General features: G+C 54.9%; 25 protein-coding genes and 1 tRNA gene. 12 read left to right on the top strand and 14 right to left on the bottom strand.

From position 1 onward, the window contains the following. Positions 1–27 precede the first annotated feature (27 nt). From BHU62_RS08680 to BHU62_RS24880, 8 genes are all read left to right on the top strand, one after another. Complete coding sequence (locus BHU62_RS08680; RefSeq protein ID WP_236720655.1) at positions 28–1,029, top strand: tyrosine-type recombinase/integrase; 1,002 nt, start codon at positions 28–30, stop codon at positions 1,027–1,029. Positions 1,030–1,197: 168 nt separating this feature from the next. Continuing rightward, complete coding sequence (locus BHU62_RS24865) at positions 1,198–1,551, top strand: hypothetical protein (RefSeq protein WP_139282259.1); 354 nt, start codon at positions 1,198–1,200, stop codon at positions 1,549–1,551. Between the two features lie 1,269 nt (positions 1,552–2,820). Next, the gene (locus BHU62_RS24870) at positions 2,821–3,564 is read left to right on the top strand and encodes a hypothetical protein (protein ID WP_139282260.1); all 744 of its coding nucleotides are present in this window, start codon (positions 2,821–2,823) and stop codon (positions 3,562–3,564) included. A gap of 13 nt (positions 3,565–3,577) precedes the next feature. Beyond that, complete coding sequence (locus BHU62_RS24875; RefSeq protein WP_139282261.1) at positions 3,578–3,790, top strand: hypothetical protein; 213 nt, start codon at positions 3,578–3,580, stop codon at positions 3,788–3,790. 9 nt (positions 3,791–3,799) lie between these two features. After that, entirely contained in the window at positions 3,800–4,027 is a 228-nt protein-coding gene (locus tag BHU62_RS08690) for a recombinase family protein (protein ID WP_071890258.1), read from the top strand. Beyond that, positions 4,017–4,175: a hypothetical protein gene (locus tag BHU62_RS25215; RefSeq protein ID WP_171971304.1), complete on the top strand. Its 159-nt coding sequence runs from the start codon at positions 4,017–4,019 to the stop codon at positions 4,173–4,175. Before BHU62_RS08690 ends, BHU62_RS25215 begins: the two co-directional genes overlap by 11 nt. Beyond that, positions 4,175–4,552: a hypothetical protein gene (locus BHU62_RS08695; RefSeq protein WP_073531547.1), complete on the top strand. Its 378-nt coding sequence runs from the start codon at positions 4,175–4,177 to the stop codon at positions 4,550–4,552. Before BHU62_RS25215 ends, BHU62_RS08695 begins: the two co-directional genes overlap by 1 nt. Then, on the top strand, positions 4,503–5,015 hold the full coding sequence (locus BHU62_RS24880; protein WP_139282262.1) for a hypothetical protein: 513 nt from the start codon (positions 4,503–4,505) through the stop codon (positions 5,013–5,015). The genes BHU62_RS08695 and BHU62_RS24880 overlap by 50 nt, the downstream gene beginning before the upstream one ends. Before the next feature lie 560 nt (positions 5,016–5,575). Here BHU62_RS24880 and BHU62_RS08700 read toward each other — a convergent pair. The 3 genes from BHU62_RS08700 to BHU62_RS08710 form a co-directional block, all read right to left on the bottom strand. After that, positions 5,576–5,652: transfer RNA gene (locus tag BHU62_RS08700), tRNA-Pro, on the bottom strand. Between the two features lie 78 nt (positions 5,653–5,730). Continuing rightward, a complete protein-coding gene (yejM, locus tag BHU62_RS08705) occupies positions 5,731–7,512 on the bottom strand; it encodes an LPS biosynthesis-modulating metalloenzyme YejM (protein WP_073531548.1) in 1,782 nt (593 codons plus the stop codon). Between the two features lie 9 nt (positions 7,513–7,521). Continuing rightward, entirely contained in the window at positions 7,522–7,749 is a 228-nt protein-coding gene (locus BHU62_RS08710; protein WP_004935782.1) for a YejL family protein, read from the bottom strand. Positions 7,750–7,961: 212 nt separating this feature from the next. On the opposite strand from BHU62_RS08710, the gene yejK reads away from it, so the two are divergent. Further along, the gene (gene yejK / locus BHU62_RS08715; RefSeq protein WP_073531549.1) at positions 7,962–8,969 is read left to right on the top strand and encodes a nucleoid-associated protein YejK; all 1,008 of its coding nucleotides are present in this window, start codon (positions 7,962–7,964) and stop codon (positions 8,967–8,969) included. Positions 8,970–9,053: 84 nt separating this feature from the next. Here yejK and rplY read toward each other — a convergent pair whose 3' ends face one another. Continuing rightward, positions 9,054–9,338 carry a 50S ribosomal protein L25 gene (gene rplY, locus BHU62_RS08720; RefSeq protein WP_019453645.1) on the bottom strand — a complete coding sequence of 95 codons (285 nt, stop codon included), beginning with the start codon at positions 9,336–9,338 and terminating at the stop codon, positions 9,054–9,056. Between the two features lie 162 nt (positions 9,339–9,500). Beyond that, entirely contained in the window at positions 9,501–11,258 is a 1,758-nt protein-coding gene (locus tag BHU62_RS08725; RefSeq protein WP_073531550.1) for a DEAD/DEAH box helicase, read from the bottom strand. A 319-nt stretch (positions 11,259–11,577) separates the two neighbouring features. Between BHU62_RS08725 and rsuA the strand changes: the two genes are divergently transcribed. From rsuA to BHU62_RS08740, 3 genes are all read left to right on the top strand, one after another. Next, on the top strand, positions 11,578–12,291 hold the full coding sequence (gene rsuA, locus BHU62_RS08730) for a 16S rRNA pseudouridine(516) synthase RsuA (protein ID WP_073531551.1): 714 nt from the start codon (positions 11,578–11,580) through the stop codon (positions 12,289–12,291). Between the two features lie 41 nt (positions 12,292–12,332). Continuing rightward, positions 12,333–13,529 carry a Bcr/CflA family multidrug efflux MFS transporter gene (locus tag BHU62_RS08735; RefSeq protein ID WP_073531552.1) on the top strand — a complete coding sequence of 399 codons (1,197 nt, stop codon included), beginning with the start codon at positions 12,333–12,335 and terminating at the stop codon, positions 13,527–13,529. Between the two features lie 595 nt (positions 13,530–14,124). Next, complete coding sequence (locus tag BHU62_RS08740) at positions 14,125–14,469, top strand: YejG family protein (protein WP_073531553.1); 345 nt, start codon at positions 14,125–14,127, stop codon at positions 14,467–14,469. Between the two features lie 7 nt (positions 14,470–14,476). Here the strand turns inward: BHU62_RS08740 and yejF are convergent, their stop codons facing one another. From yejF to BHU62_RS08785, 9 genes are all read right to left on the bottom strand, one after another. Beyond that, positions 14,477–16,078, bottom strand: coding sequence for a microcin C ABC transporter ATP-binding protein YejF (gene yejF, locus BHU62_RS08745; protein WP_073531554.1), 1,602 nt, complete (start codon positions 16,076–16,078; stop codon positions 14,477–14,479). Between the two features lies 1 nt (position 16,079). Next, positions 16,080–17,105, bottom strand: a complete 1,026-nt coding sequence (locus BHU62_RS08750) for an ABC transporter permease (protein ID WP_073531555.1) — start codon at positions 17,103–17,105, stop codon at positions 16,080–16,082. Next, positions 17,102–18,193, bottom strand: coding sequence for a microcin C ABC transporter permease YejB (locus BHU62_RS08755; RefSeq protein WP_073531556.1), 1,092 nt, complete (start codon positions 18,191–18,193; stop codon positions 17,102–17,104). The genes BHU62_RS08750 and BHU62_RS08755 overlap by 4 nt, the downstream gene beginning before the upstream one ends. A gap of 9 nt (positions 18,194–18,202) precedes the next feature. Beyond that, positions 18,203–20,011, bottom strand: coding sequence for an extracellular solute-binding protein (locus tag BHU62_RS08760; RefSeq protein WP_073531557.1), 1,809 nt, complete (start codon positions 20,009–20,011; stop codon positions 18,203–18,205). An 89-nt stretch (positions 20,012–20,100) separates the two neighbouring features. Continuing rightward, positions 20,101–21,687: a cyclic di-GMP phosphodiesterase gene (locus BHU62_RS08765; protein WP_073531558.1), complete on the bottom strand. Its 1,587-nt coding sequence runs from the start codon at positions 21,685–21,687 to the stop codon at positions 20,101–20,103. 92 nt (positions 21,688–21,779) lie between these two features. Next, positions 21,780–22,001, bottom strand: coding sequence for a hypothetical protein (locus BHU62_RS24885; protein WP_139282263.1), 222 nt, complete (start codon positions 21,999–22,001; stop codon positions 21,780–21,782). 88 nt (positions 22,002–22,089) lie between these two features. After that, positions 22,090–22,665, bottom strand: a complete 576-nt coding sequence (gene mepS / locus BHU62_RS08770; RefSeq protein WP_073531559.1) for a bifunctional murein DD-endopeptidase/murein LD-carboxypeptidase — start codon at positions 22,663–22,665, stop codon at positions 22,090–22,092. A gap of 409 nt (positions 22,666–23,074) precedes the next feature. Next, positions 23,075–23,785 (bottom strand): phosphatase PAP2 family protein, encoded by a 711-nt coding sequence (locus tag BHU62_RS08780; protein WP_073531561.1) that lies wholly within the window; start codon positions 23,783–23,785, stop codon positions 23,075–23,077. A 73-nt stretch (positions 23,786–23,858) separates the two neighbouring features. Beyond that, positions 23,859–24,833 (bottom strand): CobW family GTP-binding protein, encoded by a 975-nt coding sequence (locus tag BHU62_RS08785; protein WP_073531562.1) that lies wholly within the window; start codon positions 24,831–24,833, stop codon positions 23,859–23,861. Between the last annotated feature and the right edge of the window lie 230 nt (positions 24,834–25,063).

Here is a 25,063-nt window from a genome sequence, read left to right on the forward strand (position 1 = left end):
GTCATGTATAAAGCAGGATTAATGCACATGGCTACCATCCGTAAACTCCCTTCTGGTAAGTGGAACGCTCAAGTAAGAATCAAGGGACACCCTACACAAACCAAAACATTTTTCACGATAGAAGAGGCTGAGCAGTGGTCATCTGATTGTGAAAAGAAGTTTAAGAAGTCAGAAAGCACTATCAAAGCGCTGTCCCCTGTCTATCTCGAAGAGGTGTTAACCAAGAATGGAAAGCAAAGGGGGGGCTATGACTCCATCCGAAACCGGTTGATGAATCTTGATAGGTTCTTTGACTCCACTCCCCTTGAGAAGATTACCAGTGAGAATGTAGCTACATACAAAGTGGAACGTTTGAAGAAAGCAGCTAATGGCACTGTACGGCTTGAGTTACAGCTTCTTTCAAGATTCTTGCGTTGGGCTGCCTCAGAGAAGGGAGTAGCCTGCAATGATGTTGTGAAGCCTGTTCGACTACCGGAAGCGGGTAAGCCAAGAGATAAGATACTTACGCCTATGCAATACCAGATGATCCTTGAGCGGGTGGATACTTGTAGGAGTAGGTTGCAGGGAATGAGTGAGGCTAAAGCTATCATCATTCTTGCGTGGGAGACGGCTATGCGTAGAGGAGAGATCTTAGCGTTAACGCCTGCCATGATTGACTTTAGGCAGAGGGTGATACATCTGGCCGATCATCAAACAAAGAACGCAGAAGCAAGGGATGTGCCTCTCTCTTCTGCTGCGCTGGATTTGCTGAAATCTCTGTGTGAAGGGAAGGAGGGGGAAAGGTATCGATATATCAAGTTGTTTAGCTTACGCCCTTACTCTGTGAGCCAAGCATTCAGGAGAGCATGTAAGGAGTCAAGAATTGAAGGTGTATGCTTCCACTCCCTGCGTCATACATGTATCACTAGATACGCAGAGAAAGGGCTTAACACAATGCAGCTACAGTGTATCTCAGGACATAAGGACATCACTATGTTAGCCAGATATAGCCACATCAAGGCGAGTAGCGTTGCTGCGTTGATGGAGTAACTTATTGATATAAAAGGGCAGGGTGATTCCTGCCTTTGTTTTACCTGTAGCAATGTGATCGATTTCAACGATCGGTTTTGCGTTATCGATCTATTAATCCTATTTGACCAGAATGAATCCTATACTTGATCCTAATCCTTTAAGTCAGTTCATTGGGTTATGTTGCTTATGATTAACATTTTGTTGTACTTGTTATCTGGTTTGTCTGTGTTGTATGCATTCCCTGCTATGTTTATGAATGTTGGCGTGTTGGCTAAATCAAAACGAGTTGAAGAAGATGATGCTAGGTCGTTTCTTAGATGGAATGCATTTAAATCAGTGATGATGGGAATAGCATTGCTGTGCTTTGGCCTTTATATCAATCCTTCATTTAACTCTATTGGGGTTATAAATTTCATAGGGGCATTGGGAGTAATAATAGGAGTGTCTTCGCTGATTTCTTTTATAGAAACAAAGAATAGATCTGTAGGCGTAATTACATTGGTTCTACTGGTGTTCGGCTTATGGGGCTTATACCGATGAATATCAAGCGGTATGAGTAATGTTGGGGGAAATACAATGCTAAAGCGTGCTTCATTCCTTATTGGTTTTTTGTTAGGCATTTTTTTGAAAAGGTGGAGGGTTGTCTTTGTGATTGTCCTGCTCCTGATTGGTATAGCGCAAATGTTAACAGTGGCGCAGATGGGAGAATTGAGATGCTCAGGACTGGATTACATCATTCTTGGTGATTTTAATGACGCTTGTAAAATGCATAGGGCATGGCGTAGCAATTAAATATTGCCTTGATTTGATCTTTATAAAGTGTTATCCATGAATGCGTAGTTCGTGACGCGGAGTGGTGCAGGAAGTAATCACGCTGATAGTTAGTTGGCTCTCATCCCCTAAGAATGCTAGTTGCGACTGAGGAGGAAGGGGAGTATCTAGGCTCTAGAGCGGTGAACCCTCAAAATACCATAGCCCACAGAAAGAGGTCGTCTCTTAAAGGCACTCATATAATTGCAGCAAACTACATGCTCTTTGACAATGTGAGGTAGTGTTTCCCGTTAGCCGTAGGCTTGAACGGAACAACTCATTCATTCAATGATTACTAGCATCGTAGGAGAAGAGAGGGTTTTTTAGGGAATAAGCTTCTGAATGAGCTAACATTACCTCTGTTGTCATCTGGCTTCTGTAAGCCCCTCTATTGAATTTAAAATACAAATCCATCCTACAACCCTGGGTTAGGCTTAAAACCTTGCTATGGCCTTTATATGAGGTTTACAGGGTTGAGCCTAATCCCAGTGTGCGCAGCCATGCTGCGGGACAAACATAAGCATACGCAAGTAAAAAAATATCTTAAAGATTTACATCTAAGACAACAAGTTACAGTAAGAACAGCTAGACACTAACAAAAATATTTCTCTACGCATACACATTTTTCTTAAAAAAAGACTTATATATAATATGGAACTATTAATTTTCCTACTCATGCCTTTAAAGTACATACTGACTATCATGCTTATAACAGCGTTAATACGCTTAGCTATTCATTATTGATTCATTTAGCGAAGCCTTGCAGGCTGAGTGTTTTTCATGCGTTCTTTTATTTCTTTGATCTTTGCCGCTAGCGAGTTACCGGGAGGTAATGAGCAAGGCGTTATCTTCACGCTATCCCTTTATGCATTCACATCACGTTAACGTTTCACGTTCCCGTCTCTGTTCATGCGAGACTTGTTGTTAACGCCAGTTAACAGTGAACGCAGAAAGTAAATCACTTATAATACTACATCCGAAATAAAATAGGATATAACAATGATAAAATGGTTAGGTGATATAGCTGTAGATACAACAACGGGAGAGATCTTAGATTATAATCTATCACTTTGTACAAATGAAGATGTTAGCACAATAGCTAAAAGTGTTGTAGATGAGCTGTTTTTGAATGGTGTATATACTACATCCGAAATAAATAGAGAGACTAGGGGTAGAAAGCCTAAGCAGATTGATAACCCTCTCATGGGTTACTTTTCTGGATTACATTGGAATGAAGATATAGGTAGGTATGATATGCCATATCTATTGGATGACATCATCTATGGTGCCTGCAATAACCATGCAGTGAATACAAGGATTCCTGTTAATCAGCTGATTACAGTGATGGCGCATCTGTCTCTATTATCTACCCAATCTATACAAGAGATGTTAAGTAAACGCAGGGTGATAAAAGATCAGGGTGTTCTAGGAGATCGTTATTGTAGGAGTATCCTCGCTGCATGTGAGTCATTGATTAAGTCAATGCATTATTACATAGAGCAAGGGAAGTTAGATCTGTCTGGTAATGCTACATTCTCCTTTGATATGGACGCTAAGAATTATAATAAATATCAATATTCTCCTACATATACTATCGGGTTGCGCCCTTTTACTCGAGGGGAGCGGGAACATATTAGACACCTATCTTATATAGGGATGACGTCAAAAATAAAGATGTTTATTGAGGTGTTGAGTCAACAGACTAAGCAATGGATAGATAGGTCTGGTCATTTGTTTAAATAATTAATGGTGAAAAATGTTTACTGAACAATGTAGGGCACGAACTAAGAAGTATGATGAGAAACTAAAACCCATTATAGAAGAGCTTCTTGAATACGGTTTTGGTGTAACAGCTTTAGCAAATGCGCTTAATAAAAAAGAAATTCCTTCTCCACAAGGGAGAAAGCAAACTGCTGCGTCAGTAAGACTTATGCTAAAGAGAATGGGACTATCTGTTATCAGGGACTAAGGAGGGGGGATGTATAAAGAAATACGCAATAAGAAAATGCAAGTTTATGATGCGAAAGTGAGAGTAATACTTGAAGAGTTGATTGAGTATGGATATGGATATAAATCCCTTGCTAACGCTCTAAATGAAAAAGGTGTTCTAAGCATAAAGGGGAAGCGTTGGACTCCTGATAGTGTGAGACATACTTTATCTCGACTAGGGCTAAGAACATTAGGAGGCGTTCTCAATGATTTATAATGAGTGGCCAATAGCGTCTCATCGCTTTAAGAAGTTTATCACACCTGTTGATGCTTTTGCTAATTACTGGCGAGAGGAGTATATGCAAAAGCTTTCAATTGTTGGTGTTTATAATATAAATAAAAAATATTCATTGGTAACTAAATAATGACTGATATTTTTGAATCTAATAATCAAGAAAGTTTTGTTGATGGCGTTAAGCGAGATTTAATCTTTCAAGGATATTCTGAGGAAGACGCCGAAGCAATCATTGCGGACACATTGAAGCGTGTAGAAGAGCAGAACAAGGCGAAAGAATATGCTCCTTTGAAAGAAGGTGTTAATGATAAAAAGATGGCAGCCTATTGGGCAGCCTTACGCCAACAAAATCTTCAAAACTTCGGTATTACTGAAAGTGTCTCACCTTCAAAGAGTGCTGTTGAAACCTTTAAAGCAAATATGAAGGCAAAAAACTCTGCATCTTTGCTGCGCAATAATGCAAAAGCTGCTGAGTGGTTTAGGAATCAAAAGCAAAAAAACACTTAACTTCTTTGGTTGTTTGATGAATAGAAACTATATGGTTAACACTCGCTTTGGAAAGAAGAAGACGCTGAAACCCGATAGTAATGATAAAGTTTTTACATCGTTCAGCGGCACAAATACTTTCAGTTATAAAGGTATTGTTGTTGTAAAGAAAGGGGGATGCTACACAGCTAAAGAAGCAAAGCTACAAGGTTACGCATCAAGATTTTTATCAGGAGTGTTCACCGATGCACGTTCTTTAGCCCTCGCTTTTGATTCAGCCCTCTCTGATGTGGACAAAGATAAGCACTACGCTCTGCGTGCTAAGAACCAGAACATACAATGCCCACATTGCCGGTCAATCTACCTGCTCTACAAATCAATGCAGTCTGAGCAGTATGGGGAAGTTTATATTGAATGCCCCCATTGTCAGGAAGTCCATCCTTCGGATAGCGTGAGCAGAGTGACTGACGATAAAATTTACTAGAAAGCAAGAGGGTGCAATGTCCTTTCGCCGTTGTATGCTCTGATACTCCACCTAACCGCTCCATTTGTTCAGTAATTTCTCATCTCCCATAAAGGCTATGGAGAATGCTACGGCGTTCTCTATGCCTTACCCCATCATTAGTAGTATTCCCCCGATAGGCTAATTTCTGCTAGATACATTTAAGGCAGAATGCACTGTAGATGCTTCCCCCCTAGTCCCCCTTATCCCCCCGTAGACAATCCTTCCCTACAAATTTAATGACCCCGTGTCTCATGTAGTCTGTATTACTTGCTTTACCTTCAATGCGTTAGGTTGATTCGTTCACATTGCGTTAGTGCATATGGCATGTAGCGCAGCCTGGTAGCTGCCTATGAGCATAGCGAATAGGAGGAGACTGGAGCAGGGCGACAGGCGAGACAGGGGAAGGAACTTGTGACGCTCCCTGTTAACCGTCATGGATTGATATGAGCATGTGCATTTGGCTATTGCACATGTGCAGTGTTCTGCATAAAGTAAAAGGGCTAACCTTTCGATTAACCCCTTGACCTATTTGGAATGTTTGGTCGGCATGAGAGGATTCGAACCTCCGACCCCCGACACCCCATGACGGTGCGCTACCAGGCTGCGCTACATGCCGACGCTATGGCAAATCATACTACCGATTCCCGATGTTAATGCAAGCGCCTCGCCACTTGATTGCTTTAGTTTTAAGCAGTTAGTTGGCGATAAAACGTTTTACATCGGTCAGCACCTGTAGCAGCAGGGCAAGCTGCGGTTTCTCGCCTTTTATTTCCTCGCCGTTCTGATCGTAGACGCGATAGTTGCCGTTGTTGTCCAGCATCAGCGTCTGCGTTGGCGTGGTGATCACCAGCTGGTTGTTGTCACCGGTGGCGATCCAGTTATTGCGGCGCTGGGCGGTGAACAGATCCTCGCCCTGTGAATAATCTTTCGGGGCGCTCTTCACGTGCAGCAACCGTTGCATCAGCGTGCGCATCACGTCGTTATGGCCGGTCAGCTTGTTGATGGTCTGCGCCGGCGTGCCCGGCCAGTGGATCACCAGCGGCACCTGCAGCTGTGCCTGGTTGAAGCCGGTGCCGGCGCCCCATTGGTCTTTGCCGCTGTCGTTGAATTCGACGCCGTGCTCGGCGGTGATCACCACCACGGTTTTATCCAGCAGGCCGCGTTGTTTCAGGGTGCTCAGCACCTGGGCGATCTGAGCGTCCACGTCTTGCGCACCGCGGCGGTAGCGTTGGATAAAGTCGGCCGGTGCCGGGGTTTTCTCGCCTTCGGCCGGCTCGGCGCCACTGAAGTTGATATAGGAGAACCACGGCTCTTTGTCGCCCTGATCCGTCAGCCAGCGTTGCCACTGCTGCGTGGTTTGCGCATCGCTTTGCGGCGCCGGCGTCGGCAGCGAGAAATCGGTCAATAAAGCCTGGCGATACAGGCTGGCGTTGAAGCCGTCGGAGGAGAACAGCCCCAGTTGGTAGCCTTGATCGCCGAGCGCATTGATCAGCGCCGACGGCTTGCGGCCGGCGAGCACGCTGTCCAGATAGGTCGGGGAAATGCCGTAGAACAGGCCAAACAGCCCGGTATCGGCATGGTTGCCTGAGCTGTAGTGATCGTTGAAACGCACGTTTTCCTGCGCGAAACGCGTCAGCGCCGGCATGTCCTGCGCCACGTCTTTGGCGCGAATACCGTCCACCACGATCATCAGCAGGTTATAGCCGCTGCCTTTATCGCCGTAGCTGAGATCGCTGAGCGGGTATTCCACCGCCACCGCTTCCGGGTTGCCCTGTTGCACCAGGCGGCGCTCATATTCTTGCTGATCGAGCAGGCCGTGTTTTTCGAGGAACTTGCGCGCAGTCATCGGGTACGAAAGCGGCAGGTTGGCGCGCTGCATGGTGATGGGGCGATAGAAGTTGGCGTCGGCCCAGATGTAAATCAGGTGCGAGGCGAAAAAGGCGCTGATAAACAGCGCCGCCAGCGGCTTGCCGAAACGGCGGCGGTTCAGGCTGCGCAGCTTCTGCCAGCTCCAGGTGCCGAACAGCATCTCCACCAGGAAGATCACCGGCACGCAAATGAACATCAGCTGCCAGTCGCGCGACAGCTCGCTTTGGTCCGGGTTGACCACCAGATCCCACACCACCGGATTGAGGTGCAGGTGGAAATGGGAAAACACCTCGCTGTCGACCAGCAACAGCGTAAGCCCGGCGGTGGCCAACGCGGCGGAAATAAATCGCAGCAGCCGCTGCGACATCACCACGAAGGTGAGCGGGAAGATCACCAGCAAATAGCCGGCGAACACGATAAAGCTGAAATGCCCCAGCAGGCTGACCAGAGCATAGACCCGGCCCAGCAGGGAGGAGGGCCAGTCGGTGACAAACAGGTAGCGGCTGCCCAGCCCAAGGGCGAGCAGGATGTTGAATAAGGCGAACCAGTGCCCCCAGCTGATCATCTGGGAGACTTTTTCACGATAACGCTGACGGTTTGTCACCATAAGTCAATATTAATGCGCTTTATCTTCACGGACAGAAGCCTGCAGGGCTTCCGCGAACGATCTCGCCAGGGTTTTCCGCTGCGCGGGGGCAACGCTGGTGTTGATCAAATTAGTGACCATGTTGCCCAGCACCATCAGGGAAAGATCGGTGGGGGTATGGTGTTTTTCCAGAACATTGACCAGCTCTGAGAGCAGTTGTTCAACGTGTTCGTCACTGTAACGGGATGATTGTGGCATAAAATTGCGCTTAGTAATCTGCAAAGTGCTCTATCTTACCGTATAGGACAGTGATTTTCCGCTCTTTTATCACTTCCCTTTATTCGCGTAAGGGTTCGCCCGCAGCGGCGCGGCTCATCGTTGCGCCGTTCCGGTTTGCCGCGGTTTTTTTAGTATTGCAGGGCGGGGCCTTCAGTGTTTGAATACGCGCCTAAAGAACAGGAGGATTTACCATGAGTCTGGATATCGACCAGATCGCTCTGCACCAGTTGGTGAAACGCGACGAGCAAACGCTGGACGTGGTGCTGCGCGATTCCTTGCTACCCGCCAACGCGGCGGTGGAAGAAATGATGGCGGAACTGCATCGCGTCTATAGCGCCAAGAGCAAGGCCTTCGGCTTGTTCAACGAAGGCAGCGAACTGGCGGAAGCGCTGCGCACCTGCCGCAAGGACGATAAAGACTTTCTGGCCTTCAGCCGCGCGGCAACCGGCCGTCTGCGCGACGAACTGTCGAAGTATCCCTTCGCCGAAGGCGGCGTGGTGCTGTTCGGGCAATACCGTTATCTGGCGGTGGAGTACCTGTTGATCGCGGTGCTGAACAGCCGCAACAGCATGCGCGTCAACGAAGAGCTGGATATCAACACTACGCACTATCTGGACATCAACAACGCCGACATCGTCGCGCGCATCGATCTGACCGAGTGGGAAACCAACCCGGAATCCACCCGCTACCTGACCTTCCTGCGCGGGCGCGTGGGCCGCAAGGTCGCCGACTTCTTCATGGATTTCCTGGCGGCGGCGGAAGGGCTGGACACCAAGGCGCAAAACCGCGGCCTGCTGCAGGCGGTGGACGACTACTGCGCCGATGCGCAACTGGACAAGAATGAGCGCCAGTCGGTGCGCCAGCAGGTGTACAGCTACTGCAACGAACAGCTGCAGGCGGGCGAAGAGATCGAACTGCAGGCGCTGTCGCAGGAGCTGTCGCCGGTGGGCGAGAAAGACTTCATGCAATTCTCCAGCGATCAGGGGTATCAGCTGGAAGAGAGCTTCCCGGCGGATCGCGGTACGCTGCGCCAGCTGACCAAGTTCGCCGGCAGCGGCGGCGGCATCAGCCTGAACTTCGACGCGATGCTGTTGGGCGAGCGCATTTTCTGGGACGCGGCCACCGACACGCTGACCATCAGAGGCACGCCGCCGAACCTGCGCGATCAGCTGCAGCGCCGGACCGGTAGCGGCAAGTAAGTTTGCCGAACCGCAGACAATAAAAAACGCCGCAATTGCGGCGTTCTTTATTTCGGCGTCCCGAAAGGTTCGAAAACGTAGCGATTAAACGCGAACGAAGTCGATGTGAGCCAGTTTTGGCTTGAACGGGTGACGCTGTACAGCCTGAACCTTAACTTTGGTTTCTTTACCGTCGATAACCAGAGTTACTGCTTCGCTGTAGAATTCTGGTTTAGCTTCCATGTTCTTAACAGAATCATGGTCCAATTCGATGGAAACTGCAGCTTCTTTGCCACCGTAAACGATAGCTGGGAATTTGTTTGCTGCACGCAGGCGGCGGCTCGCACCTTTACCCTGGTCTTTACGTACTTCTACATTGATAGTGAACATTGTTTTTTCTCTTAAAAGAAAATTTACCCTGCTACAGGCGACCCAAGTAGCAAGTTCGGAAACCCGCTTTAACACTGGGCAGGCCCAGGTAAAGCGCGCGGCATTTTAACGGAAAGCCGCCCGTAGGGCAATGAAAACCTGCCCGAGATCGCCGCGTTCCGCTCAGGCCAGCTGGTTGGCGCGGCGGAAACGGCCTTGATAATCGAACACTTTCTCGCGCACTTGCCAGAATTGCCCGCGTTTGCGCGCCACCACGAAATCCGGATGGCGCAGCGCCTGCTGTTGCGCCAGCACGTCGGCGGCGGTGTGCCAGGCGAACGGCACGCCCGGCGCGCGCTGGTGCGGGCGCAGGAACAGCATCTCAAACGCTTTGCGCTGCGCCGGCGTCTGCAGGCGGAAGCGCTCGCTGGTGCTGGTGCCGTCTTCATCGTAATAGGTGGCCTTCAGCCATTCGCCCTTGTCGTCGCGGCCGCTGTGCAGTTCCATGCCGCCGCAGCGCAGCACCAGGGCATCTTTCAGTTTCAACGCCGCCTTCAGCATGTCGTCCGGGTCGACCAGCACCTCCTGGCACTGATGGCAGCGGCGCGCGGCGATGTCGTTCTCTGCGCCGCAGTGCGGACAGCTCTTGAAACGGAAGCGGTAATCGCACTGCTCGCGGTGGCCGTCGTCGTCTTCCAGCCAACCCTGACAGCGGCGGCCGTAGTGCTCGATGATGTCGCCGTTTTCGGTACACTTGCCCCAGAACAGGTTGGCGAAGCCGCAGGCCGGGCAAAACACCTGCACCGGTTGGCTGTCGCCGTGCGGCTTGCTGACACCGACCTCCGGCGTGAACAGGTCGTGCGGGTTGCCGGCGTAGTCGAGGATCAGGCAATCCTGCTTGCCGGGCGCCAGCCGCAGCCCGCGTCCGACGATCTGCTGGTACAGGCTGACGGATTCGGTCGGGCGCAGGATGGCGATCAGATCGACGTGCGGCGCGTCGAAGCCGGTGGTCAACACCGCCACGTTGACCAGATAGCGCAGTTGCTGCTGTTTGAACGCCTCGATCAGCGCATCGCGCTCGGCGGGCGGCGTTTCGGCGCTGACCAGCGCGGCCTCGCCGTTCGGCAGCAGGCCGTGGATCTCGCGGGCATGCTCGACGGTGGCGGCGAAAATCATCACCCCTTTGCGGTCTTCGGCGTACTCCACGATTTGGCTGATGATGTGCGGCGTGACGCGGTTTTGCCGCTTCAGCTCGCGGTTCAGATCCGCTTCGCTGAACAGACCGTTGCTCCTGGCCTCCAGCCGGCTGAAATCGTACTGCACGATCGGCATGTCCAGCCGCTCCGGCGGCACCAGAAAGCCGTTTTTAATCATGTAGCGCAGCGGCAGCTCGTAGATGCAGTCGCGAAACAGGCTGGTGCCGTCACCGCGGGTAAAACCGTGGTAGTGGTACTGATAGATCCAGCCCTTGCCCAGCCGGTAAGGCGTGGCGGTTAGCCCCAGCAGCCGCAGCTGCGGGTTGGTTTTCTGCAAATGCTGGATGATTTGTTGGTATTGGCTGTCGTCGTCGTCGCTGATGCGGTGGCATTCATCGACGATCAGCAGCGAAAAGGCGCCGTCGAACAGCGGCAGGTTGCGCGCCACCGATTGCACGCTGCCGAACACCACCTTGCCGGCGCTCTCTTTCTGCTGCAGGCCGGCGGCGAAGATGTCCGCTTCCAGACCGTAGGCGCAGTATTTGGCGTGGTTTTGCGCCACCAGTTCCTTGACGTGTGCCAGCACCAGCACCCGTCCGCGGGCGCGCTTCGCCAGCTCGGCGATCACCAGGCTTTTGCCGGCGCCGGTCGGCAGCACGATCAACGCCGGTTCGGGGTGCCGCCGGAAATGATTGATGGTGGCTTCGACCGCTTCCAGTTGGTAAGGGCGTAGGGTAAAGGCCATAAATTAACGCCGTGGGTTGAGATGGGCCGCCGGGAGCACGTTTTGTAACCTTTGATCCCGCAGAAACAGTGACATTTTACTCCCCAGACGGCCGAAAAATTTCTATTATTATGCCTTCTGAGCGCACGCGGTGCGAGAAGCGCGAAAATTACCCCTGTTGGGAGACGCTTTCCGCCGTTATACTCGTGTGACAGCAATCGCTGTTCCCCCACGCGATTTCCCCCTCGAACCTGCCATTTGCACCCGGTGCAACGGTGGGGCGTCATATTTTGGCAATACGATCAATGCGATCATAACAACGACAGGCAAAACAGATCCAATGCGACTGGACAAGTTTTTATCTCAGCAGTTAGGCATCAGCCGTGCGCTGGTAGCGCGCGAACTTCGGGCTAAACGCGTCACCGTGGACGGTGAAGTGGTGAAAAGCGGGGCGCTCAAACTGGCCCCGGAACAAGAGGTGGCGTTCGACGGCAACCCGCTGCAGCAGCAGAACGGCCCGCGCTACTTCATGCTCAACAAGCCGCAGGGCTATGTCTGTTCCACCGACGATCCCGATCACCCGACGGTGCTGTACTTCCTCGACGAGCCGGTCGCGTACAAACTGCACGCCGCCGGGCGTTTGGATATCGACACCACCGGTTTGGTGCTGATGACCGACGACGGCCAGTGGTCGCACCGCGTCACTTCGCCGCGTCACCATTGCGAGAAAACCTATCTGGTGACGTTGGAGCACCCGCTGGCGGAAGACACCGCGCAGCGCTTCGCCGAAGGGGTGCAACTGCACAACGAAAAGGACCTGACGCGCCCGGCAACGCTGGAGCAGATCGAAGAGCGCGTGGTGCGCCTGACCATCAGCGAAGGGCGCTACCACCAGGTGAAGCGTATGTTCGCTGCGGTCGGCAACCGGGTGATCGAGTTGCACCGCGAGCGTATCGGCGCCATCGTGCTGGATGACGACCTGGCGCCGGGGGAATACCGCCCGCTGACCGAAGAAGAGATCGCCAGCGTGGGCGCGCCGCACCTGCGGGACTGATAACCGATCATTGATTGCGGCCGATTAAGGAGTCGTCGAACGTGCAACAGAACCGAACCTCTCATCTCGGTTTGATTTTCATTCTGGGCCTGCTGTCCATGCTGATGCCGTTGGCCATCGACATGTACCTGCCCAGCATGCCGGTGATCGCCGCCCAGTTCGGCGTCGAGTCCGGCAGCGTGCAGATGACGCTCAGCGCCTATATGCTCGGCTTCGCCTTTGGGCAGCTGTTCTATGGGCCGATGTCGGACAGCATCGGCCGCAAGCCGGTGATCCTGTGGGGAACGCTGATCTTCGCCATCGCCGGCTGCGCCTGCGCCATGGCGCAATCGATCGATCAGCTGATCGGCCTGCGCTTCCTGCACGGTCTGGCCGCCGCCGCCGCCAGCGTGGTGATCAACGCCCTGATGCGCGATATGTTCACCAAGGACGAGTTCTCGCGCATGATGTCGTTCGTCATTCTGGTGATGACCATCGCGCCGCTGCTGGCGCCGATGATCGGCGGCGCGTTGTTGCTGTGGTTCAGCTGGCACGCCATCTTCTGGACCATGGGCGCTGCGGCGTTGATCGGTTCGCTGCTGGTGGCGCTGTTTATCAAGGAGACGCTGCCGAAAGAGCGGCGGCAGCGGTTCCATCTGCGTACCACGCTGGGCAACTTCGGTTCGCTGTTCCGTCATAAGCGGGTGCTGAGCTACATGTTGGCCAGCGCCTTCTCGTTCGCCGGCATGTTCTCGTTCCTCAGCGCCGGGCCGTTCGTCTATATCGAACTGAACCACGTTTCGCCGCAGCACTTCGGCTACTACTTCGCGCTGAACATCGTCTTTTTGTTCCTGACGACGCTGATCAACAGCCGCAACGTACGGCGGCTTGGCGCGGTCAAGATGTTCAAGCTGGGGTTGCTGGTGCAGCTGGCGATGGGGTTGTGGCTGCTGGCGGTGAGCGCCGTCGGCCTGGGGTTCTGGGCGCTGGTGATCGGCGTGGCAGTCTACCTGGGGTGCATCGCGATGATCTCTTCCAACGCCATGGCGGTGATCCTGGATGATTTCCCGCATATGGCGGGCACCGCGTCTTCTCTGGCCGGCACGCTGCGCTTCAGCATTGGCGCGCTGGTGGGCGCAGTGCTGTCGATGGCGCCAGGCAAAAGCGCCTGGCCGATGGTCACCTCGATGGCGCTGTGCAGCATCGTGGCGGTGCTGTTTTATCTGTATGCCAGCCGGCCGCGCGATCGCGCGGTCTGACGTTCTCCGGGGGCGGGGCGCGATGTGCAGCCCCGCTTCGTCAAAGGGTTGCGCCTGGTCATTTTTCGGTACAACCGGCAATAAAAAATTTGCTGCTAAATATATGCGTGCTAATTAATGCGGCATTTCCTCGCCTGTGTGCTTTTTGTTAAATAATTCCGCCGCCGCATCGCCCGATATAGACCGGGAAGTGCGGCGTTCTGTCGGCTGGCCGATGCGAACGGTTTGCATTAGGGTTGATGCAAATCAAGGCATTAGCACGGACAGATACGCTAACGTAGCAGGCCAAATGTTTCGTCAATGTAAAAATATGGCGACGAAAAAGTAGTCGCATTGCAAGAAAAAAGAGTTGAGATCGCTGCGGGAAAGGGTTACATATAACGCAAAAATGCGAGCTGAGTCGCAAAATGCCGTGAAATAACACCGCACGGCGCGCCAAAAACGGCACGACATCAGCGCGCACGGGGTCAGGTTAATTGCTTGCGACAAAATTTACATTTAAATAACATTTGTGCGCGGCAGAGTCGGTGGTCAACGGCTATAACTTAACCCTGTCAGGTAAACGTGTTTCACCTTTTCAAACTAGGGATTTCATGTGGAGAGTATCCAACTTTCGGTAGTGCATCGCTTGCCGCAAAGTTATCGTTGGCTATCCGGTTTCACCGGCGTGAAGGTAGAACCGATTCCGTTTACCGGAATAGACGAGGATAACAACCTGATTGGGCTGAAGTTACTCAGCCATGAAGGGGCTGCGGCCTGGCAGGTGATGCAACAGCTCAATCTGTCGCTGCAGGAGATTCAGGTCGACTGCGCGATCGTGGAATGGGAAGGGGAACCTTGCCTGTTCGTGCAGCACAGCGACGAGAGCGCCACCATGTGCCGCCTGAAAAACGTCGGTGCGGCGATCGCCGAACCGCTCAGCGCGCAATACCCTTTCTGAATCGCCGCTAATCCGCCAACTGCAGCAGTTGACGGGTATAGTCGGCCGCCGGCGCTGCGAAAATCGCCTGGCAGTCACCCTGTTCAACCACTTCCCCCTGTCGCAGCACGATGACCTGGTGGCATAGCGAACGCACCACCTGCAGGTCATGGCTGATAAACAGATAAGCCAGCCGATGGCGTTGCTGCAGCGATTTCAGCAGCGTCAGGATCTGCGCCTGCACCGATTTATCCAGCGAAGAGGTCGGCTCGTCGAGGATCAGCAGCTGCGGCTGCAGGATCAGCGCGCGCGCGATGGCGATGCGTTGGCGCTGGCCGCCGGAAAACTCGGTGGGGTAGCGGTGGCGCAACTGCGGATCCAGGCCGACCTCCTGCAGCGCCTCGATCACCCGCTGTTCCCGTTGTTCGGCGCTCAGCCGCTGATGCACTTCCAGCCCTTCGGCGATGATTTGCTGTACGTTCAGACGTGGATTCAGGGCGGAATAGGGATCCTGGAAGACGATTTGCATCCGGCTGCGGTACGGCAGCATCTGCTTCATGTTGAGCTGATGCAACGGCTCGCCGTCGAACCAAATGGCCCCCTGCGAAGCCAGCAGGCGCAACAGCGCCAGCCCGGTGGTGCTTTTACCCGAGCCGGACTCGCCCACCAATCCCACGCTTTCCCCGGCGCGCAGCTCGAAATTCAATGATTTCAGCGCATAGTGATAATCCACCGTGCGGCGCAACAGGCCGCGCCGAATGGGAAAGCGCACCTGCAGATCTTCCACCTTGAGCAGCGGCCGCTCGTCGCCGGGGCGCCCGTTAGGCAACGGCAGCGGTTCGCCGACGTCCTCGGCGGCCAGCAGTTGCTGCGTATAGGGATGTTGCGGTTGGTTGAACAGCTGCGCGCGGCCGTTTTGCTCCACGCAGCGCCCCTGGCGCATCACCGCCACGTTGTCCGCCAGGCGGCGCACGATATTCAGGTTGTGGGTGATGAACAACAGCCCCATGCCCATCTCTTGCTTCAGCTCTTGCAGCAGCGTCAGGATCTGCGCCTGGATAGTCACGTCGAGCGCGGTGGTGGGCTCGTCGGCGATCAGCAGTTTCGGGCGGGTCAACACCGCCATGGCGATCATCACCCGTTGGCGTTCACCGCCGGACAGCTGATGTGGGTAGTCCTGCAGCCGGCTTTTGGCCTGGCGGATGCCGACACGCTCCAGGCAGTCGACGATCTCTGCGCGCGCGGCTTCGCGCCGCAGGCCACGGTGCAGCATCAGCACTTCCGCCAGCTGTTTCTCGATGGTGTGCAACGGGTTGAGCGACACCATCGGTTCTTGAAAGATCATCGCGATCTGGTTGCCGCGCACCTTGCGCAGTTCTGCTTCCGGCGCGTGCAGCAACGAGCCGCCGTTAAACAGGATATCGCCGGCAGGGTAAACCACCGGCGGTGCAGGCAGCAGGCGCAGTATCGACAGTGCGGTGACGCTTTTGCCGGAGCCGGATTCACCCACCAGCGCCAGCGTTTCCGCCGGCGCTATTTGCAGCGAGAGTTCGTTGACCACCGGCGTGACGGTGTCGCCCTGGCGGAAGGCGATGCTGAGATCCTGGATTGCGAGCAGAGGAGTGGCCATATCAATGCGCCTTGCTGGGGTCAAAGGCGTCGCGCACCGCTTCGCCGATAAAGATTAATAATGACAGCAGCACCGCCAGCACCAGGAAGGCGGTGATGCCGAGCCACGGCGCCTGCAGATTGTTTTTGCCTTGCAGCAGCAGTTCGCCGAGCGACGGCGAACCGATCGGCAGACCGAAGCCGAGGAAATCGAGCGATGTCAGCGTGGTGATCGAACCGCAGAGGATGAACGGCAGGAAGGTCAGCGTCGCCACCATGGCGTTGGGCAGCATGTGGCGCGACATGATCACGCGATCCGGCACGCCCATAGCGCGCGCGGCGCGGATGTAATCGTAGTTGCGGGTGCGCAGGAACTCGGCGCGCACCACGCCCACCAGGCTCATCCAGCTGAACAGAATGGTGATGCCGAGTAGCCACCAGAAATTGGGCTGGACGATGCTCGACAGCAAAATGATCAGAAACAGCGTCGGCATGCCCGACCACACCTCGATAAAGCGCTGCCCCCACAGGTCGAAACGCCCGCCGTAATACCCCTGCGTCGCGCCGACGCACACGCCGATCAGGCTGGAAAACAGCGTCAGCGCCAGACCGAACAGCATTGAAATGCGAAAACCGTACAGTACTCGGGCCAGCACGTCGCCGCCGTTGCTGTCGGTGCCCAGCAGATTGTGGCGCGTGGGGGGCGAAGGGAACGGCACCTCGGTGGCGAAGTTGATGGTGTCGTAGCTGAAACGGATCGGCGCCCAGACCGCCCAGCCGTGCCGTTCTATTTGCTGCTGGACGAACGGATCCTGATAGTCGGCTTCGGTGTTCAGTTCCCCGCCGAACGTGGTTTCGCTGTAGTTGATCATAAACGGCAGGTACAGCCGGTTTTCGTAGCGTACCAGCAGCGGTTTGTCGTTGGCGATCAGGTCGGCGGCCAGGCTCAGAGTGAACAGCACCAAAAAGATCCACAGCGACCCGTAGCCGCGGCGGTTGCGGCGAAAGCGTGCCCAGCGCGCCTGGTTGATCGGGCTAAGGCGGCTCATTGGCGGGCCTCGAAGTCAATGCGCGGATCGACCAGGGTGTAGGTGATATCGCTGAGGATGTTCAACAGCAGGCCGATCAGCGTGAAGATATACAACGTGCCGAACATCACCGGGTAGTCGCGCTGCAGCGTGGCGTCGTAGCCCAGCAGCCCCAGGCCGTTGAGCGAGAACATCACCTCGATCAGCAGCGAACCGGTGAAGAACATGCTGATAAAGGTGGCCGGAAAACCGGCGATCACCAACAGCATGGCGTTGCGGAACACGTGGCGGTACAGGATCTTTTTCTCATCCAGCCCCTTGGCGCGAGCGGTGGTGACGTACTGCTTGCGGATCTCGTCGAGGAACGAGTTCTTGGTCAGCATGGTCAGGGTGGCGAAGCCGCCGATCACCGTCGCCAGCACCGGCAGGGTGATGTGCCACAGATAATCGGCGATCTTCGCCGGCCAGGAGAGGGTGGCGAAGTTGCTGGACACCAGGCCGCGCAGCGGGAACCAGTCGAGATAACTGCCACCGGCGAACAGCACGATCATCAGGATGGCGAACAGGAAAGCCGGAATGGCGTAGCCGATGATGATCAGCGTGCTGCTCCAGGTATCGAACGCGCTGCCGTTGTGGACGGCCTTGCGGATGCCGAGCGGGATCGACACCAGGTAGATGATCAGCGTACTCCAAAGGCCCAGCGTGATGGAGACCGGCAGGCTCTGGCCGATCAGCTGCATCACCGACGCGCCGCGAAACAGGCTGTCACCGAAATCGAAGCGCATATAGTTCCACAGCATGGTGAAGTAGCGCTCGTGCAGCGGTTTGTCGAAGCCGTAGCGTTGGGTGATCTCGGCGATCACCTCCGGATCCAGGCCGCGTGAGCCGCGGTATTGGCTGTCGCCGGCCGCGACGTTCGCCCGGGTGTGGCCCAGACCTTCACTTACCCCGCCACTGCCGAAGCCACTGCCCTGGCCCAGCTCGATGGTGGCGATGGCTTGATCGACCGGGCCGCCGGGGGCGATTTGCACGATAAAAAAGTTGATGGTGATGATCGCCCACAGCGTGGGGATCACCAGTAACAGTCTGCGTATCAGATAGGCCGCCATCCCGACTCCTTATTGCCGCTGAGCCGGTAAGCGCGCCGCCTTGTTGACGTCGTACCACCAGTTGTCGAAGCCGATCGCGTAGGCCGGGCGGATCGGCGGCGTGGAGAATTTGTCCCAATAGGCGTAGCGATCGTGGTTGGAATACCACATCGGCAGCATGTATCGGTTCCAGGTCAACACCCGATCCAGCGCGCGGCCGAGCGGCAGCAGGGCTTTCTCGTCGCCCTGGTGGGCGGCGATTTGCCTGACCAGGCTATCGACCGCCGGATCTTTGACGCCGGCCGTGTTGTAGCTGGAATCGATATACTGCGAATCCCACAAAATCTGCAGATCGGCGCTAGGGAATGGCATCGCCATGTACACCGTCGACATCATGTCGAAATCGCGCTCGCGCATGCGGCGGGTGTACTGCGATGCGTCGATCTCGCGAATTTGCATATCGATGCCCAGCCGTTGCAGGTTGTGGCGGAACGGTAGCACGTACTGGAAATTGCTGCCGCTCAGCAACATCAGTTCGAAGGTGAACGGCTGACCGGTTTTGGCGCTGACCAGCTTTTGATTTTTGACCACCCAGCCGGCCTCTTTCAGCAGTTGGGTCGCCTTCAGCAGGTTTTGCCGGTCGTTGCCGCTGCCGTCGGATGCGGGCGGCTGGTAAATGCTGGTGAACACCTCCGGCGGCACCTGAGCCTTGAGGGGCGCCAGCAAGGCCAGTTCGGCGGCGTCCGGGTAGCTGCGGGCGGCGTAGGCGGTGTTTTGGAAATAGCTGTCGGTGCGTTGATAGGCGTTGTAATACAGCGCCTTGTTCATCCAGTTAAAGTCGAAGGCCAGGCCGATCGCTTCCCGCACCCGCCGATCGGCGAACAGCGGCTTTTGCAGGTTAAACGCCATCCAGCGGGTGTTCTGCGCCGCCTGATTGACCTCGTCTTGCTTGATGATGTAGTTGCGCGCGAAGTTGCCGCCCTGATACTGGGTGGCCCAGCTCTTGGGGGAGGGCTCGATGCGGAAATCGTAAGCGCCGGCCTTGAAGGCTTCCAGTGCCACTTTATCGTCCAGGTAATAGTCGTAGCGAATGCTGTCGAAATTGTAGCGGCCGCGGTTCACCGGCAGGTTGGCGGCCCAGTAGTCGCGTACCCGTTGGTAGGTAATGTACTGGCCGAGGCGGTAATCGCCGATTTTGTACGGGCCGCTGGCGAGCGGCGGAGTGCTGAGCGGCTCGTTGAGCTTATGATTTTTCCAAAAGCTTTCCGGCAACACGCGCAGGCTCAGCAGGCTGAGGATTTGCTCGCGGTTCACCTTTGGCAGCTCGATGCGTACCGTTAATCGGGAAATGGCCTTGACCGTGACACCTTTGTAATAGGAACGAAACTGCGGCACGCCTTCCGCCATGAATTTGTTGAAGGTGAAGGCCACGTCGGCGGCGGTGATTGGGCTACCGTCCTGGAAGCGGGCGCGCGCGTTGATATCCAACTCCATCCAGCGCATATCGGCCGGGAAGCGGGCCGACTCGGCAATCAGCGGATAATAGCTGCCGGGTTCGTCATCGGAGTTGGTGAACAGCGTATCGTACAGCTCCAGGGTCCGCTCGCCGGGCACGCCGCGGGTGGCGAAGCGGTTGAAGTTGTCATAGGTGCCGATGGCCGCCAGCCGCACGTCGCCGCCTTTGGGCGCCGCCGGATTAACGTAGTCGAAATAGCTGAAGTCGGTGGCGTATTTCGGCTCACCAAGAAGGGCGAAAGCGTAGCTTTCGTTGAGGGCTTCGGCCTGCAGACCGAAGCTCAGTGCCGAGAGCACCAAAGCAGCGAAAATGCGCACGGACATCAGACGGTAAGCTCCTGCTGTGGAATGAAGTACAACCTGCGCCCAGCATAACATTCTTCGGGCGGGCGCAGGGTAAAGATGCTCAAAGATTAACTATTTTTCGCCTGATAATCAAAGACCTGATGGGCATTGCAGTAAGCGGCGAAATTGTCGATGCTCAACGGCTTACTGAAGTAGTAACCCTGCATGAAGTTGACGCCGTGTTCTTGCAGGAACTGCATCTGCTCGGCGGTCTCCACGCCTTCGGCCACCGTCAGCATCTTCAGCTTCTTCGCCAGCGAGATCACCGCATCCAGCACCGGCGCGGTGACCGTGTCTTGGCCGATGGTATTGACGAAGCCGCGGTCGATCTTCAGGTAATCCATGGTAAAGCGCTCAAGATAGATCAGCGCGCTATGGCCGGTGCCGAAATCGTCTACCGCGATCTCGATGCCTTGTTTATGCAGCCAGTCGAACTCCGCCAGCGCGCTTTCTTCTTCCACCATGCCGCGTTCGGTGATTTCAAACACCAGCGTAAAGTAGTGGCACGGCAACTGTGCCAGCAGCTCAAACACGTCCTGATGGAACGACGGCTCGCTGAGATGGGCAGGCGAAATATTGAGGCCGAGCTTGGCACCCTGCGGCAACGCGTTGGCGAGCTGTGGCGCATCTTCGGCGATCAGCTTGAACAGATGGCGGGTGAGCGGCACGATCAGGCCGTTGCTCTCGGCGTAGGGGATAAAGACATCGGGCGGGATGCGCCCCTCGATCGGGTGTTGCCAGCGGATCAACGCTTCCAGCCCGCCGATGCTGTTGCTGCCGGTATGAAACACCGGCTGGTATTCGATAAAGAACTCGTTGCGTTTGATGCCGCGCAGCAGCGCGCGTTCCGGGCTTTGTCGCAACAGCAGCATATAGTAGCAGAGTACGCCGATCATCATCGACAGCACCAGGCTGCCCAGTAGCGTCAGGCGAATGTCGTTGGGCCGCAGCTTTTCGTTATAAAACATGATGGTCAGCGGCAGATTGGGCAGCGTCAGGTAATCCGCCTTGCCTTTCGGCAGTTGAGCGACCGGCATCAGGTTCGGGCTGAACGTGGTTAGCGCGCGGTCGCCCATAACGATAGCGATGCCCGGCGCCTGTTCGTCATGCGAGGTGAACAGCAGGTAGGGCATCAGATCGATATCCAGCGTGGCGAGAATGCCGGTGGCCTGATCGCCGGGATGCCGCAGCCAAACGGCGACCGCCGGTTTGTTAGGCACGATCGGTGTACCCTGCTGCAGCTTGAAGTCCAGGCGCAGCGTCCAGTCGATGTCTTGGTACAGGGTTTTCATCGGCAGCATCATGTCGCCGGTGGCGGAGGAGCAATAAGCGTAACCGTCTTTCACCAACAGGAAGGTGCGCACGCCGCTGGTAAAGGCCGCCTGGTAAGTAATGTCCGACTGGCTGGAGAGACAAGGTTTGTCCAACAACGGCATCATCTTCTGCATGACGTCCATCAGGTGCGAGATATAACCCTGCGTGAATTTTTGCGTACGCGCTTCCACTTTGTGCTGATATTGCGTGCGCTGATGGTTAATCAAAGAAAGTGTGACTGTTGTGAATAACGTAAAAAATACCAGGGCGGCGATGCCGCTTTTAGCCAGGCTGCGCTGTCGGTGCGACACGCTGCGGGCGAATGCCCTTTTCAAGCCCATAACCGAGCCCTCAGCAACAGGTCTTCATGATTATCGCGCAGCAGCTTAATGGATTGTGCCAACGGCTTTTTTTTCATTTTTGCCTTTTTATCCTATACCCAGCCGGCGGCGCTGTTTAAATGTGACGCGTCGCCGACAAAAATATATTGCGCATATTTTAAGCGGCAACAATTTAAATAACGCCGGGGCGTCATTGCCGTCATCTGACGATAATAGGCGAGTTTTTCCTCGCCGGGGTGATTTCCTGTCAACAGTTTATCAAAATAATGGCGGGCGGCGGCGTTCAGCAGAGAGGGGAGAGGGAGGATGCGCACTCCAGACCTGTACGACAGCCAAAAAAAACGCCGCCCGTAGGCGGCGCTTATCGCTCGTTTGGTATTCAGGATCTTCAGGGATGCGCCGTCAGCCGTTACTCAGCACCCGGCGCGCTTCTCGATAACGCTTATCCCAGTAGTTATCGGTCAGCTTGGAAATCATGACACCACTGCTGGTGGAGGCATGAACGAATTGATCGTTACCTAAATAGATGCCGACATGCCGCCCGGTGGAACCGGCACGGAACAGCACCAAATCACCGGCGCGCAGCTTGGTGCGCTGAATTTTCTTGCCGAGATCTTCCTGTTCATAGGTTGAGCGCGGTAAATCCATACCAAATTGTTCGCGGAAGGTGCGCTGCACAAACGCCGAGCAATCGATGCCGCGTTTGGTGTCACCGCCTAAGCGGTAGCGAACGCCTTTCCAGTCCGCGTACTGATCCATAATCTTTGACTTGACGTCAACGTTGCGGACCATTGCTTCGAATTCATCCTGAGAGGCTTGCAGTAAAAGACCGTCTTTGTCATTAACTGCACGCATCTCAGTTTGTGCGTTACTCAAGTTCGAAGTGTGGGTCGAGCTACACGCTGAGAGCATAATCGCAGCGGCGATTGCAGGGACTACCCGCAAAAAATATCTCAGAAACGGTTGAGATTTGACCATTGTTGTTGTTTTCCCTTGAAGTCCTTAACGACGAAAGTCGCTACCTGAAAAATGCCAAACGGAACGAGCCTAATCTGCACCTGTCGCATCGACAATCAGTTACCGTTGAAAACGTGCAGGAACGCACATTTTTATCGGATTCCGTACTGATTCGACTTAAACCAGGCACAAACGCATCCGAGATTACCGGAACAAATAGGGGATTGCGAGTCTTTTTCCCGTCTTTTTTATATGAATTTGTGATGTAACATAATGTAAATCTTCATATAAAAAGCGCCAATTGTCTGATGTATGAATCTGGCGTGAAATCAGGTTGCAAAAGCGTTAACGGACAGTGGCGGAAATTTGCCTGCGGCGGCGGGGCTGCGGACGGGAGGCAGCGCCTCCCGGGATAAGTCATAGATGCAGGTTATGGCTGGCCGGGGCAGTGCGTGCCGGGCAGCAGACGGTTCAATCGATTAACAATCCGGTCGCTGCAAGGCGTCATCAGCACCCAACTGGCGCCGACCAGGACAACGGACAGCGAGCCTACGGCGATATCGGTAAACCAGTGTGCGCCAATCATCACGCGGGGCAATGAAAAGACCAGGGTGATCAGCAGGGCAACGGCGAAGGCGCCGCGGCCGAAATAACGCAGCATAAAGCAGGAAAAAATAATCAGCATCATGCCGTGATCGCCGGGGAAGCTGTCGCCGGACGCGTCCTTGGTGGGGATGCCGGTCAGCTCGCTGACGCGATTGATATTGTCGAAGGTCAGCGTTGGGCTGGGATGCTTCACCGGCAACAGGTGGCCAAGCTGGTTCAGCACCACGGCGGTCAGCAGCATTACCACGCCGGTGATCACCAGACGGCGGCGGCCGGCGGCGTCCTGTTTCAGGTAGAAGTACAGATACAGCAGGCCCATGGCGAGCAGTGAGATCGCATCGAACGCGCGGTTATTGGTGATGGCGACCAGATGTAAAAATGCCGGGTCGGTGGCCAGATGGCGGTTAAAGAAGAAGAAGATTGCCGAATCCAGCGTAAACCAGCCGCCGTGATTGGCCGGCAGGAACCAGGACAGAAACAGCGCAACGCCCAGTAAGTTGAAGAAGAGAATGAAGGGTAAATTGCGGCGTGTCATGAAATAACCTGTTGGAAAAAATGAAAACAAAACCCGGCCGCCCTGCAGCGACCGGGGGGCAACGGTACGGGGTTTAACTTAAACGAATCTTAAACAAGGCGGATTGCAGGGCGTTCCAATCGGCATTTTCGCTGTGGATCAGCTCAATTCGGCTGTCGAGCGGCGCTACCGGGCGGGTTTCGATGCTGAGATCCTGCCCCTGGCGGTTGATGAGCAGCGTGCCTTCGGCGATGCGTACCACGCCTTTGGCGCGTTCGACCGGCGCCAGCCGCACCCATTCCATAAAGCCAACGGTGTCGAACTGGGTGTCGCCGTCAAAAATCCAGCCGCAGCTGGTGAAGCCTTGCCCCTGGTTCAGCGCACGGCGCCAGCGGGCGTTCTCCGGCAGCCGCAGCGCCGCCAGCCCTTGCGTTTTCGCCTGCCCATGATGATGCTGCGCGTCCGGCAATTCTGTGCGATTTGTGCGTGGACGCGCCAACAGCGCGACATCCGCCTCGCCTTGCGCGATGGCGTAGCAGGGGCGCTGCAACGGATCCTGCGCCGCCCACGCCTCTAGCGCCAGCCGGTCTTCCGGCTGATAGGTATCGCTTTTGCTGGCTAAAATAATGTCGGCCGCGGCCAACTGATCGCGGAAGTTTTCGTTGTCGCGGTAGCGGGGCTGGCTGAGCTGACGGGCATCCAGCAGACATAACGTGGCCTGCAGATCGATCCAGCCGGCATAGCTCTCTTGGGTCAGTAGCGCCAGGATTTGCTTCGGGTGCCCGAGCCCGGTCGGCTCGATCAACAGCCGGTCCGGTTTGGCCTGTTGCAGCAGCATATTCAAGCCCACCTGCATCGGCAGGCCGTTGACGCAGCACATGCAGCCGCCGGGGATCTCTTTCAGCACAGCGCCGCTGTCCGCCAGCAGCGCGCCGTCGATGCCGATCTCGCCGAATTCGTTGACCAATACCGCCCAGCGTTCGTGCTCGGGTTTATGGGCCAGCAAATGGCGGATGGTGGTGGTTTTACCGCTGCCGAGGAAGCCGGTAATCAGATTGGTTTTGGTCATCAATAATTCCTGAATGCAATAATTAATCTGCTTGATAAATGAGCGATATTGCGTGGGCAGCGACGCGGCCGCTATTTAATTTGTGCTCCATCTCGCAAATTCTGCACGTCAACATGCGCTTTTCAAACGACAAAATCCATCTTTAGTGGCAAGAAAATTCGTAGATAAAACCATGCATTAGACAGGGTTAAGGCTTGTTAGTAGCTTGTTTTTACTTTGTTAATTACCCG

This window comes from Serratia marcescens (assembly GCF_001902635.1).
Lineage (GTDB): Bacteria > Pseudomonadota > Gammaproteobacteria > Enterobacterales > Enterobacteriaceae > Serratia > Serratia marcescens_F.